Origin of the sequence: Bacillus sp. NPDC077027 (genome assembly GCF_050269555.1) — a bacterium.
In the GTDB taxonomy this organism is placed as follows: Bacteria; Bacillota; Bacilli; order Bacillales; family Bacillaceae; genus Bacillus.
This window is the reverse complement of the sequence record NZ_JBNNIO010000002.1, coordinates 503,622-516,021: the sequence shown is the minus strand read 5'-3', so window position 1 is coordinate 516,021 and position 12,400 is coordinate 503,622. Positions and strand designations below refer to the sequence as shown.

General features: G+C 39.0%; 11 protein-coding genes and 1 pseudogene. 5 read left to right on the top strand and 7 right to left on the bottom strand.

The features are described 5' to 3' along the window. Positions 1-334: 334 nt before the first annotated feature. Together ACQKEZ_RS08145 and ACQKEZ_RS08140 are read left to right on the top strand one after the other, a co-directional pair. Positions 335-1,195 carry a Cof-type HAD-IIB family hydrolase gene (locus ACQKEZ_RS08145; RefSeq protein WP_427300521.1) on the top strand — a complete coding sequence of 287 codons (861 nt, stop codon included), beginning with the start codon at positions 335-337 and terminating at the stop codon, positions 1,193-1,195. A gap of 167 nt (positions 1,196-1,362) precedes the next feature. Beyond that, complete coding sequence (locus ACQKEZ_RS08140) at positions 1,363-2,151, top strand: PAS domain-containing protein (RefSeq protein ID WP_427299800.1); 789 nt, start codon at positions 1,363-1,365, stop codon at positions 2,149-2,151. A gap of 70 nt (positions 2,152-2,221) precedes the next feature. Here ACQKEZ_RS08140 and ACQKEZ_RS08135 read toward each other — a convergent pair whose 3' ends face one another. Continuing rightward, complete coding sequence (locus tag ACQKEZ_RS08135; protein WP_427299799.1) at positions 2,222-4,999, bottom strand: DEAD/DEAH box helicase; 2,778 nt, start codon at positions 4,997-4,999, stop codon at positions 2,222-2,224. Further along, positions 4,986-6,593, bottom strand: a complete 1,608-nt coding sequence (locus ACQKEZ_RS08130) for an SWIM zinc finger family protein (protein ID WP_427299798.1) — start codon at positions 6,591-6,593, stop codon at positions 4,986-4,988. The genes ACQKEZ_RS08135 and ACQKEZ_RS08130 overlap by 14 nt, the downstream gene beginning before the upstream one ends. A 186-nt stretch (positions 6,594-6,779) precedes the next feature. Between ACQKEZ_RS08130 and ACQKEZ_RS08125 the strand changes: the two genes are divergently transcribed. Further along, positions 6,780-6,923: a hypothetical protein gene (locus ACQKEZ_RS08125; RefSeq protein ID WP_427299797.1), complete on the top strand. Its 144-nt coding sequence runs from the start codon at positions 6,780-6,782 to the stop codon at positions 6,921-6,923. Positions 6,924-7,037: 114 nt separating this feature from the next. Next, complete coding sequence (locus ACQKEZ_RS08120) at positions 7,038-8,357, top strand: UDP-glucose dehydrogenase family protein (RefSeq protein ID WP_427299796.1); 1,320 nt, start codon at positions 7,038-7,040, stop codon at positions 8,355-8,357. 31 nt (positions 8,358-8,388) lie between these two features. On the opposite strand, the gene ACQKEZ_RS08115 is transcribed toward ACQKEZ_RS08120, so the two are convergent. The 3 genes and pseudogenes from ACQKEZ_RS08115 to ACQKEZ_RS08105 all read right to left on the bottom strand — a co-directional run. Next, positions 8,389-8,922: a chromate transporter gene (locus tag ACQKEZ_RS08115; protein WP_427299795.1), complete on the bottom strand. Its 534-nt coding sequence runs from the start codon at positions 8,920-8,922 to the stop codon at positions 8,389-8,391. Next, positions 8,922-9,506: a chromate transporter gene (locus ACQKEZ_RS08110; protein ID WP_427299794.1), complete on the bottom strand. Its 585-nt coding sequence runs from the start codon at positions 9,504-9,506 to the stop codon at positions 8,922-8,924. The genes ACQKEZ_RS08115 and ACQKEZ_RS08110 overlap by 1 nt, the downstream gene beginning before the upstream one ends. A 23-nt stretch (positions 9,507-9,529) precedes the next feature. After that, a pseudogene (locus tag ACQKEZ_RS08105) lies at positions 9,530-9,757 on the bottom strand (AsnC family transcriptional regulator); the annotation flags it as partial. Positions 9,758-9,844: 87 nt separating this feature from the next. Here ACQKEZ_RS08105 and ACQKEZ_RS08100 point away from each other — a divergent pair. Further along, positions 9,845-10,462, top strand: coding sequence for a flavin reductase family protein (locus ACQKEZ_RS08100; RefSeq protein WP_427299793.1), 618 nt, complete (start codon positions 9,845-9,847; stop codon positions 10,460-10,462). A gap of 211 nt (positions 10,463-10,673) precedes the next feature. Here ACQKEZ_RS08100 and ACQKEZ_RS08095 read toward each other — a convergent pair whose 3' ends face one another. Both ACQKEZ_RS08095 and ACQKEZ_RS08090 read right to left on the bottom strand, forming a co-directional pair. Further along, positions 10,674-11,318, bottom strand: a complete 645-nt coding sequence (locus ACQKEZ_RS08095; protein WP_427299792.1) for an ABC transporter ATP-binding protein — start codon at positions 11,316-11,318, stop codon at positions 10,674-10,676. Between the two features lie 14 nt (positions 11,319-11,332). Next, positions 11,333-12,028 carry a hypothetical protein gene (locus ACQKEZ_RS08090; RefSeq protein WP_427299791.1) on the bottom strand — a complete coding sequence of 232 codons (696 nt, stop codon included), beginning with the start codon at positions 12,026-12,028 and terminating at the stop codon, positions 11,333-11,335. Between the last annotated feature and the right edge of the window lie 372 nt (positions 12,029-12,400).

The window sequence follows — 12,400 nt, the reverse complement described above, 5'->3', positions numbered from 1 at the left end:
ACTATGTGTCATCAAAGAAGAAAGGAGGCAGTCGAATCAAAAGGTAAGGTGCAATCAGAAAAGCAGTTGCCCCCCTCTATGGCTAAAGCTTTTTTACCTTTACCTTTTGCACGTGTACGTTGCGTAATAATAGAACCGAATACGCATATGTGCGTCCCCTTCAATCCCCCTTAATTGTATATCCGGCCTATTGATAGGCTGGATACTCTTTTATTTAGCGTAAGCAATCACCACTTGCAAAAGCATGAAGTGCATTACATAATGAGGTTGATAAGGGTGGAATATATCAGGATAAGTTCAAAAAAGGAAAATAAAGGAGAGGGCTATGACTAATATTCAATTAATTGCGACAGATTTAGACGGGACTTTATTGAACAGTGAACACAAGGTAAGTGCAGAAAATGAAAAAGCTTTAAAAGAAGCAGCCGCAAATGGAATAGAGGTTGTGGTCTCAACAGGAAGAGCTTATTTCGATGTGAAAGCTATTTTCGATCAGCTTGGAATGAACACGTGGGTAATTAGTGCTAATGGTGCAGTTATTCATGATCCAAAGGGTCATATCTTTCATTCAGCGCCTTTACATAAAAGCAGAGCCAAACAGATTTTAAAATGGCTTGAAGAACGAAACTATTATTACGAGGTATTCACAAACGAGGCAATCTTTACACCAAACAATGGTAGAGAGCTTTTGGCAATTGAAATAGATCGGTTAAAGAGTGCAAATCCACAGACAGATGGAGAGGTCTTGAAGCATGCTGCAGAGGTTCAGTATAGTCAGTCTGGCTTTGCATATATCAACACATATGAGGATTTGTTTGACGAAGGGAAAGAAATCGATTTTTATAACATTTTAGGTTTTACATTCTATGCAGACAAGCTGAAAGCTGGATGGGAAGCTTTTGAACATGATGAAGATATAACACTGGTCAGTTCGGCTGATCATAACTTTGAAATTGGCTCTAAGTTTGCATCTAAAGGTCAGGCATTAACACGCCTTGCTGAGCGGCTTGGCATTGATTTAAACAAAACAGCAGCAGTCGGTGATAGTTTGAATGATTATTCAATGCTTGAAGCAGCAGGGATAGGCGTTGCGATGGGAAATGCGCGGGCAGACATTAAAGAGATGGCAGATGTTGTGACATTAACAAATGATGAAAACGGTGTGGCGCATATGATACGTCACATATTAAAGTAATACTTCTTATGACGCTATCTATGCATAAATGCGCCTTTGTGTGTGCAGGATATGAGCAATCTCTACAAGAATAGATCGGATTCCTTCTGTTTACACTTTATCATGAACATCATATAATTTAACTATGAGAAGTAATTGAATGCAAGGAATTTGAAGGAGACTAAAAGATGGCGCTGGGATCGTATCAGTCTGAGAATCTGTATTTAATAAAGAAAGCTTTAGATTATACACAGGTTGGCTTGACGGTAACAGATCCGTCATTACCTGATAATCCTTTAATCTATATAAATAAAGGTTTCTTAGATATGACCGGCTATAAAGAATCGGAAGTTCTTGGTCGGAATTGTCGTTTCCTACAGGGAGACGAAGCACAGGAACCGGTACTGAATCAAATACGGTCAGCAATTGAAAATAAAGATTCCATTACAGTTCAATTGAAGAACTTCAAGAAATCTGGACAGATGTTTTGGAATGAACTAAGTGTTGCTCCCCTCTGGATTGATGAGCAAGGGGGAAAACGTCTCTACTTTGTTGGGTTGCAGAAGGATGTCACAAAGGAGAAGGAACAACAAGAATTACTGGAGCAGTCGATTGATGAAGTGCTGAATATCTCTGTGCCAATTGTGCCCGTGAAGGATGGTGTTTCGGTGTTGCCGATCATTGGGACTTTAACAGAACCAAGATTTGAGAAAATCATTTCAACCGTTTCAACTTATATTTCACAATCAAAGGATGATTATTTTATCGTTGATTTGTCGGGTCTATTAAAGGTCGATTCATTTGTAGCAGATGCAATCTTTAAGCTGAATGACTTGATTTTAATGACTGGTACAGAATTAATCGTCACAGGCATCAAACCAAATCTTGCGATGAAAATGGGCGAGTTGAGAACGGATTTTCGTGATCTTAATACGTTTATGAATGTAAAATCTGCTTTGAAGAAGCTTCAAATCTGACTTCATTAGAGCGAGGGCAGATCAATATAAAAAAGCTGACTTTTCTCTCAATGAAAAGTCAGCTTTTTTGTTATGATGACTGTGCTGCCGCACTTAATGTAAATAATTCTTCCAGTTCGTTCGTAGACATCTCTGTAATCCAATTTTCACTTTGAATAATTTGATCATTTAAGGTTTGTTTTGTTTCAAGCATTTTGTCAATTTTTTCTTCAATTGTTCCAGTTGTAATCATCTTATGGACATGGACGAATCTTTTTTGCCCGATGCGGTAGGCACGGTCTGTTGCCTGGTTTTCAACCGCAGGGTTCCACCATCTATCATAGTGAATGACATGGTTAGCGGCAGTTAAGTTAAGACCTGTTCCACCTGCTTTTAAGGATAAGATGAGAATTTTAAATTCTTTGTTTTGGAAGCGTTCGACCATTCGATCCCGATCTTGCTTAGACAAGCTACCGTTTAAAAATTGGACAGGTTCACCAAACATTTTCTCTGTCAGCTTTTTGATCATGTTGCCCATCTCAATATATTGTGTGAAAATCAAGCAGCTCTCTTCTTGTTCATGTATTGCTTTTAAAAGCTCTGCGAGTTTATCCATTTTTAATGACCGTTTGAGAAGTTTGATGTCCGTTCCTTTTTCTTTTAAGTAAAGCGCAGGATGGTCACATATTTGTTTGAGTCTGCCAAGCATACTGAGAATAATGGCTTTTCTTTGCATCCCTGCAAGTGAAGCCATATGATCAAATGTATCCTTTACAAGCTGTTCATATAATGACGCCTGTTCCGCCGACAGTGGAATGAATTGCTTTTCTTCTAATTTTTCTGGTAGGTTTAGTGCTACTTCTTCGTCCTGCTTGGTTCTTCTTAATAGAAACGGTTTAATGAGCTTTTGTAGCTGGTGAATTCGTTTTTCTTCTCGGTCTTTTTCAATCGGTAATACAAACTTTTTATGAAAATTAGTGAGGCTACCAAGGTATCCTTTGTTCATAAAGTCGAAGATAGACCAAAGTTCTGTCAGGCGATTCTCCATCGGTGTGCCGCTGAGTGCAATATGATGCTGTCCTTTTAACTGTCTAATCGCTCTCGATTGCTTTGTATGAGCGTTTTTAATATTCTGTGCTTCGTCTAAACAAATTGTACTCCATTGTGCAGAAGTCAGCTCTTCACGATCAGAATGTGCTAAACCATAGGATGTGAGGACAATATCTGCTGATTCATATGTGGCGGAGAAATCGTCTCCCTGCGGTCTGCTCGGTCCATAGTGTAAAGCAACATTCAAATGTGGAGCGAACGTTTCTAGCTCTCTTTGCCAGTTCCCTAATACCGAAGTCGGCGCAATAATGAGGGAGGGTCTTAACTCTTTCTCTTGCTCTTTCAGGTAGGTGAAGTAGGCGATCATTTGAATGGTTTTTCCAAGTCCCATATCGTCTGCAAGGCATGCACCAAAGCCATGTTTTCTTAAAAATAAGAGCCAATTGACACCGTGTTGTTGATACGGTCTCAATGTTCCCTTGAACTGTTCGCTTATGTCGTATGTTGGAAACTCATGTGTATCACTTAGCTGATGCATCAGACCTCTGAGCTGAGAAGAGAGCTCAAATTGAATGTGGGCAAAAGCAGAGCTGTCAAGCAGTTCAGAGATTGATTCGGATTGTTCCTCTTGATTTGCAAGCTCTCGCGTTAAAATATCGGACATATGCAAGCCTTCGTTTTCTGCTCGTTCCATCATCTTTTTCATCTGTTGAATGAACATAGGGTCAATTTTAATCCATTGACCACGAATATTGACGAGGCGTCGTTTGCTTTTGACGAGCTCATTGAATTCTTCTTCGGTTAGCTCAATGCCATTTGTGGCAAAGCGCCAATTGAAATCCATTAAAGCGTCCATTCCAACGTGAGATTCTCCTCTCGGTGTAGAGGAAACCTTTGCTTTGAGCATCATGTTGCTGTCTTTAACGATTTGCCACCACGATGGAAGGAGGATTTCAATACCCATATTCACGAGTGTTTCACTTGCCTCTGAAAGGAACAGCCATGCCTCATCTTCTGTAATGAGTGTGATTCCCGATGTAAATGATAGCCACGGTACAATTTGCTGGAAGCGCTCCAACTCTCTTGTCAGCTTACCTTCATATGTTCGCCATGATTTTTTGAGAGAAGACATGCCTTCAAAAAAGTGAAGATCACTGGTTTTTTTATCGCGCAGAAACATCTCGATCTTCCAGTCGTCCCCGTCGAATTCAGGCTCATTTAATCGTAAGCCGACGGTAAATGGTGTGTCATCCTTAATCCAGCCTATCGTTTCTAAAAAATCCACTTCATCTAGGAAATGTCCTTGAAAGGAGGTGATGGCAGGTGAATGTGTCAGGATACTGTTCCATTTTGTTCCGAATGTATCATTGTGTTGCATATAGTCATGCACAGCTTGAGAAAACCAATCAGCTGTGTAACCTTCAAGGAGCCCTTCTTTATCTTTGAAGCGAAGTGCACCTTGTGTCCATGCTTCGTAGTCTGGAACAAAATCTTCATCCTCGATAAATTCGTAAATGGTCGAAGCGGCTTTCATTAGCGGTTCGGTCTCATCTGTTAATCCGATACTACTAAAGGTGTTAAATGAACTTTTACCTAGCAGTTCAACAGCCATCCAAGGGCTTAGCAGGAAGGCTGGTGTGCCAATAAAGCTTACATCCTCTAAAAAGGTCCCGTAAAAAGACGATTCATGCCATTGGAAAAGTTGTTTTTTCATTTCATTCAGTGATACAGGTGCGCCATCATTGGTTTGTGCTGAGATGGAAAATGAAAAATCCTCTGTTTGTTCTGTGTGAATGATTATATGTTTATGGCGTGTCATCAATCAACTTTCCTTTCTTCATTTCCTCTTGAAACGCCCTTAATCGTTTTGTTGATTCTTGAAGCTGTTTGAGATATCTTTCCCAGATCGAAGGTTTTTTCGCTTTGTGATAAAGCGCTCGTAGTTTCTTAAGCAATTTGACCGCTTCTCGATAAGCACTACGGTTTTTTTGATCCACGAGAACTGAAATTTCACGATGATACGATGGGATGAGCGCTTCTGGTTCCTGCTTGGCGATTACTTGAATGAGTTCTTTTTCAAGCTCACTGATTGAAAAGCCAACAAGGCTGTGGATCTCAATCCATTCAGAAAACCTTTGTTGTTCATAGAGAAGCTGACTGTACTCTGTAAAAGCATAGGGCATACAGATTTGACAATAACGTTCATATAAAAATGAATCTTTTGTTTGTTTGACATACGTATCTAAGTAGAAGAAGAAATCACTGATGGCATCCCGAAGTTCCCTGTACGAAAGGTCAAGTTGACTGTACTCTTCCACCAAATAGGAGATTTCATTGTACCAATGTTTCAGCCTCTTCCAATCCTTTCGACTGGTCATGTCTTTTAGCCAATTCAATACTATGGGCATCATGTTTGCGTTAAATAACCGCAATTGTTTGAAAACGGTATCGTCTTTCTTTAACAAGTAATCCATATGCATTAGACCAATTCCACGTTCAACCATTGGCTCTTGATCCTGCAATTTGTTAAGCACTACGGTTTCTTGTTTGACCCATTTTCCTCTATTTAAAATCGTACCCCACATCTCCATAAAAACAGCGACTCTTTCGTATTGGAACGGTCCGCTAATATGGAGGAGGGATCTGACGGTTTTAGGTGTGTTTTCAAGAAAGGGGTCGAGGGAAAAGGAAAGAGCATATGTTTTTAAGTGATCGACTGCATCAAAAATTGAATTCATGAGCTGTTCTACATACGGATTAATGGAATAAAAATCCTTCTCTGCATCAATTCTGCCAAGATCCATTAATTCATATAGTCTGAGCCAAACATCAATGGATGAGTGGATGGTATAAAGACTCTTGAATTCGAGCTTTTTCGGTGCGTGTTTTTTTAAAATCGATAAGTATCCGTAATACAAATGTTGTGGTGTTTGATTGTGTTTAGGCGTTCGCTTGAGCCATAAGCTGAATTCTTCTTCGAAAAAAGTTAGCCAGCTTTGAAGGGATTGTTCATCTGGTCTTTTTACCTGAAAGTGTTCTCTAATAAGCTCTTTGCTACGTTCAATCTCCTCTTTTTCAGACCAACGTTCAGTAAAAGCTGTGACACTCTCTACACTCGCGTACAACGAAAAAAAAGTGGCAAGGATATGTTTGCATATTCCCTCGGCGGGACATGAGCAACTGCTGATGACTGGAAACAGCAAATGTAGGTTAACCCTTGCTGCCATCACATCATGGACATAAGCAGACCATTCAGTATCAGACTCTTGCTTGAGACGGTAAACACTGTCCTGTCTATATGTAATCAATGCTTTTTTGATGAGTTGTTTGTTTTCATCTGTCACAGGAAGAAGTTCTTTGATCTGTTCGGCTGTTTGTTTCAATTCTTCTTCATTGATGTTGTGCTGAAGCATTGCACTCGCTCCTAACCAAGTAAAAGATTCCAATTCTTTTATTATAGCTCAATGAGGTTTGTTAAAAAAGTTTTTCATGAAAATGGTCATAAAAATGAATGAATGTCGAATTATGTATTAGACTATTGCATAAACCAAACTTACAGCATATAATAATGAAATTAGTGGATTTGAAAGGATATAGACATGAATAATAAGGGTTTGAATCAAGAAGAATTTTTGAAAATTTTGATGTACGCTCATGATATTGGTGAAAATTCAAATGATCTCACGACAAAAGAAATGCTTGAAAACCTAATTGCACATATTCGAAATGGTCTTGTTTCATAATCGTGACCCTCTGCTTCCCAGCAGGGGGTTTTTATATGCTTTTGATGAATGAGTGGGCCCTTTCAATCATACGATGACATTAAAAGCAGAAGGAGTATAGGGGGCTGATTTTTGATGAAAATCGCCATTGCAGGCTGCGGTTATGTAGGTCTTGTGACGGGAATTTGTCTATCAGAAGCTGGACATGAAGTGACATGTATAGATATTGATCACCAGAAAATCAACAAATTAAAGCAAGGGCAGTCACCTATCTATGAACCAGGTCTTGACATCATGCTGAGGCGTCAGGTTGAAAAGGGGAGACTTTGCTTTCAAGTAGCTGGTCAAACAGCTTACAAAAAAGCGGACGTACTTATGATTGCCGTTGGAACACCTCAACAAGAAGATGGTCAAGCCGATTTACAATATGTCTTTCAGGCGGCAACGGAGATGGGACGTTGGGCAAAAGACGGTGCGATTCTCGTCATCAAAAGCACAGTGCCTGTTGGTACAGGAGATCAAATTGACATCCTTGTGAATCAAGAGATGGAGCGAAACGATCCACTTTTGATTGTATCAAACCCAGAATTTTTAAGAGAAGGATCAGCTGTTGAGGATACATTGCGGGCTGATCGAATGGTCATTGGGGCAGAGGAAGCGGAAGCATTTGTTCAATTGGAGAAAATGTACGCGCCTTTTCATATTCCATTTGTCATGACCGATCGAAAAAGCGCTGAAATGATCAAATATGCATCGAATGCGTTTCTTGCGACAAAAATTAGCTTTATGAATGAGATTGCCCATATTTGTGAGAAGACCGGAGCAGATGTAGAAATGGTGGCGTGTGGGATGGGGCTTGATAAAAGAATTGGCGCTTCATTTTTACGAGCTGGGATCGGATATGGTGGTTCTTGCTTTCCAAAAGATACAAACGCACTTGTACAAATAGCAGGGCATGTTTCCCATGATTTTGAATTGTTAAAAGCGGTGATCAAGGTAAACAATGAGCAGCAAACATTACTCATTCGCAAGCTGCAAAATAGGTTAGGGCATTCATTAGAAGGGAAACGTATTGCGCTGCTCGGGCTTTCCTTTAAGCCGAATACAGATGATATGAGAGAGGCGCCATCTATTCCGATTGCCCATGAATTGCATCGCCTTGGCGCTCATCTCATTGCATATGACCCTGTCGCAATGAGTCAGGCAGCGAAGGAGCTACCTGAAAATGTCGTGTTTGCTCAAACGTTAACCGAAGCGATTGAGGGGGCAGATGCTGCCTGCATTTTAACAGAATGGCAGGACATTCGAACATATCCTTTGCATCAATACCGGAACCTCATGAAGCAACCTATTATTTTTGACGGACGGAATTGCCATTCACTCGAAGTGGCAGAACGTGTCGGTGTAGAATACCATTCGATTGGTAGACGACCCATCACACCAATCTTTATTTGATCCTATTTCAATCGGCCCAAGGCCGGTTTTTTTAATGTGGTAGAATGAAGCCGCCATATAGAAAGGCAGCAAGGATGAGAAATGCAGGGTGCATTTTCAGTTTCGTCAGACAGATGAAAGAGATCGCTGCAATCGCAAGAGATTGATACCAGCCAATCGATTTCACTGCATCACCGCCTATTTCCCATGTTAACAGGAGCATCATCATAGCGATGACAGGTTGTACAGATAACGTCATTCCTTTGACAACAGGAGATTGACGAAAACGGTCAATCAGCTTTAACAAGAGGATGAATGCAATGGCTGATGGTAAAACTGTAGCGAGTAGTGCCACGATAAAACCTGGCCACCCCATGACATCATAGCCGACATATGCCGCAATTTTAGTGGCAATGGGTCCTGGCAACGCATTGGCTAGGGCAAGCATGTTTGAAAAACCTTCGTTTGTCATCCAATGAAAATGGTTGACGATTTCCTCATAATTCAGTGGTATAGATGCAGGACCGCCGCCATATCCAAGTAAATTTGAGATAAAAAATGCCCAAAATAAAAAGAAAAATAACATTATGATGATGACACTCCTTTCTCATCATTTGCCTTCTTCCATCGGTCCTTTAGCTTAAAATGAAAAGCACCATAGAGAAGGGAGATGATGACAATGATGCCAGGATGAATGGACAATACTTGAAGACCAACAAATGCAAGGATAAAAAAAATCACACCAAGTACAAGACCGAAGCCCTTTAATGCCTTTTGTCCAAATTCATATGCCATCATGCCCAGAAGGACAGCAATCACAGGTGTCACCGCACCAATCATATTCTGAACGATTTGAGAGGTGCTTAAAACAGTGACAAGAGTAACAAGCGCAACCATAGCAAGGCAGGACGGTAAAATATGTGCTACTGTCGAAATGATCGCTCCTGGAATGCCTTTTAGTTTATGCCCAAGATATGCGGACATTTTAGTCGCAATTGGACCTGGAAGGGCATTTGCGATGGCTAACGTCTCGCCAAATTCATCATCATCCATCCATTTGTATTTCACCACTGCTTCATGGCGAACCAAAGGAATAACAGAAGGGCCGCCGCCAAATCCTAAAATACCGGTTCTGACCATGGCGGTGATTAACTCAATATATGATTTCATTTCATCGTCTCCTATCTTCAATCCTACAATTTCATCCCCATTCGACTTTTATAACGTTTTATGAGCATTTGACAGTCCACACTCACCACGCCTTCAAGCGGATACAGTGAATGATTGCATTTATTGATCATCTTGGAAAATGCCGTGCATGTGCAATTTGCTGGGCCCAGTCATATTCTACATTAAAAAAGACGGGATATGTGTATTCCGACCTTTGCTGAATTAATGACTGCTGTCATCTCGTTCACCATGTACTGCACAGAGTGGAGATGGAGTAAACGCTTTTAATTTTGAGCGTTAATTGGATATAATGACGACAGATAAGGGGAGACGATGAAATGATTACATTACAAATGAACGAGCTATCTCAAAAAGAGGCATATAAAATATTATCGGGTTCTATTGTTCCGAGACCTATTGCATTTATCACAAGTCTATCAAAAGAGAATGTGCTAAATGCGGCACCTTTTAGTTTTTTTAATGTGGTCAGTGCGAATCCACCACTATTAGCTGTTTCAATTGGACGGCCAAATGGCGTGATGAAAGATACGGCACAGCATATCACAGACAGAAAAGAATTTGTTGTACATGTCAGTGATGAACAAATCATTGAGGATGTGAATCAAACTGCTGCTACACTGAGTCGAGACCAGAGTGAGCTTAACCGAACACACTTGCATACGATTGAGAGTACAGTCATTACAGTACCAGGTGTAAAAGAGGCACGCATCCGTTTTGAGTGCAAGCTAATGAAGCATATCACCTTTCAAAATGACGAAGGAGAAACAACCGTTGATCACTTGATTGGACGTGTCGTTTGTGCACATTTAGATGAAGCGGTCTATGATGCGAAGAAGGGGTACATTGCGACAGATGTATTGAAGCCCATCGCTCGTTTAGCCGGCAATGATTATGCACATTTAGGTGATGCCTTTGTGTTAAAAAGACCTGAATAGCATTGAGTGTTATGCTCCCCTAAAGAGACAGAAGCTGTATCTTTAAGGGAGTTTTTTATCTGCTTGAAAAATCTTGTACGTTCAACCTATCGGATATATTAATTATGGGGAACTGAATACCGCCAATGAAGGTCGACTACAAGAAAGATGAAACGGCATCAGCCCAAAGGATTACAGAGCTAAAGACGTTTTATTGCCACTGTTTACTCGCCTATTCATTATCTATCGGATGAACTTTGCCTGAATTCATTTTATATACAATGTGACATAATTCTTCAATATCCTCTTTATGGTGAGATGTTAATAAAATTGTAGCTCCTCGTTTATGTTCTTCTCGGATCAATTGATATACATTCTTAACCGCATCTTCATCAAGCCCATTCATTGGCTCATCCAATAAAATAATATCGGGCTTTTCCATGATCGCTTGGGCAATTGCTAATTTTTGTTTCATCCCTAAAGAATATGTTTTGACTCCCCGTTTATCATTAGGATCGAGACCAACACTTTCAATGACCTGTTTAATTTGATGATCATCTATACGATTTTGAATTTCTGCTAGAAATTTCAGGTTGTCAAATCCACTATATTGCTCTAAAAAACCTGGTTTCTCTAAAAGAACACTAATGCTATTTGGAAATGAAATATCTTTATGCAAAATTTGATCTGATATTTTCACTTCACCCTTTGTAGGTTTCACCAATCCTGCAATCACCCGAAAGAGCATTGTTTTTCCAGAACCATTATGACCAACAAATCCTATTATGTTTCCTTGTTGCAATGAGAGATGTATATCTTCTAACACAGTTTGACCCTTGATCACTTTTGACACTGCATTTAGTTCAATTTTTGCCATGGTAAAGCTCCTTTTTATACATAATCAATTTTCTTTGCATGAACTATGACGTAAATCATGAGTAACCAAATCATGATAAGTTCTAAAAGAACGGCAATTAAGTTGCCCCCTAGATTTGTATACATGCCGTAATATAGAGGAATATATGGTTCTTCTAGTTTTATACCTGCAAATAACATACCTAGTATCACAATGTTTGCTACTTCTACTTTCAAGTGATTTTTTAATATTAACCATAAAATTCCATGAATAAATAAACTAACAGTCAAACAGACAAAAATAAAAAACCAACTTAAATCAAATTGAAGTTTTATATGAAAACATTTAAATAAAACGATGGCTACACATACTGCACTAAAAACATAATAAAGCGTAAATAATATACCAATAATAAACTTGGCGAACCAGAGACTTTTCCACTGACCTAATCTTAAAACTATATTTATTTCAAACATATGCACATCATTTTTCCAAAGAATTTGCAAGCAAATAATATATCCTACACAAAAGGACAACCAATACATCCAGTTCATCAATGTTTCATGAGAAGAACTAAATAATAGAGTAAATGCGTCTTTTGATTCTCCCATTAAAACATCTAAATTCTTTATAAAAATGATTGTATTAATGAGATGTAGCAAAAGAATAATGAAAGAAATTCTAACTATGTCTATTTTTAAACGCTGACATTCAAGTTTTAATATTTTCATTCATTTAGGTCTCCATATAGTCAGAATCTAGTGTCAACCATCTAGTCAAAAAAATTAAAATAAAAATGATACAAGAGAGCTCTAAAAAAGATTGAAAAGGGGAATATTGATAACCATAATTCAGATAAAAGGATATAAATCCAGTTATTATTCTATCAATAATCATTAGACAGATTAAAAGAAGGATGACAAGCGTTTTATTAGAGAACATTTCTACAAAGAAAACAAACAGTATCCCAATCAAAAAAGTGACCAAAAAATAAGTGATAAAAAAAGATAAACTGACAACAAAAGATTGCTCATTAATTGCTGGGGAATAGGTCAGCAATGCCTGAAAACTTATTCCCTCTGAATATAAGTAACTAATTATTT

What these genes read in the sequence shown, in the direction of transcription:
- ACQKEZ_RS08135 (WP_427299799.1), bottom strand. Translation starts at nt 4,999, where the DNA reads ATGACACGCCATAAACATATAATCATTCACACAGAACAAACAGAGGAT.
- ACQKEZ_RS08100 (WP_427299793.1), top strand. Translation starts at nt 9,845, where the DNA reads ATGATTACATTACAAATGAACGAGCTATCTCAAAAAGAGGCATATAAA.
- ACQKEZ_RS08130 (WP_427299798.1), bottom strand. Translation starts at nt 6,593, where the DNA reads ATGCTTCAGCACAACATCAATGAAGAAGAATTGAAACAAACAGCCGAA.
- ACQKEZ_RS08110 (WP_427299794.1), bottom strand. Translation starts at nt 9,506, where the DNA reads ATGAAATCATATATTGAGTTAATCACCGCCATGGTCAGAACCGGTATT.
- ACQKEZ_RS08115 (WP_427299795.1), bottom strand. Translation starts at nt 8,922, where the DNA reads ATGTTATTTTTCTTTTTATTTTGGGCATTTTTTATCTCAAATTTACTT.
- ACQKEZ_RS08120 (WP_427299796.1), top strand. Translation starts at nt 7,038, where the DNA reads ATGAAAATCGCCATTGCAGGCTGCGGTTATGTAGGTCTTGTGACGGGA.
- ACQKEZ_RS08140 (WP_427299800.1), top strand. Translation starts at nt 1,363, where the DNA reads ATGGCGCTGGGATCGTATCAGTCTGAGAATCTGTATTTAATAAAGAAA.
- ACQKEZ_RS08090 (WP_427299791.1), bottom strand. Translation starts at nt 12,028, where the DNA reads ATGAAAATATTAAAACTTGAATGTCAGCGTTTAAAAATAGACATAGTT.
- ACQKEZ_RS08125 (WP_427299797.1), top strand. Translation starts at nt 6,780, where the DNA reads ATGAATAATAAGGGTTTGAATCAAGAAGAATTTTTGAAAATTTTGATG.
- ACQKEZ_RS08095 (WP_427299792.1), bottom strand. Translation starts at nt 11,318, where the DNA reads ATGGCAAAAATTGAACTAAATGCAGTGTCAAAAGTGATCAAGGGTCAA.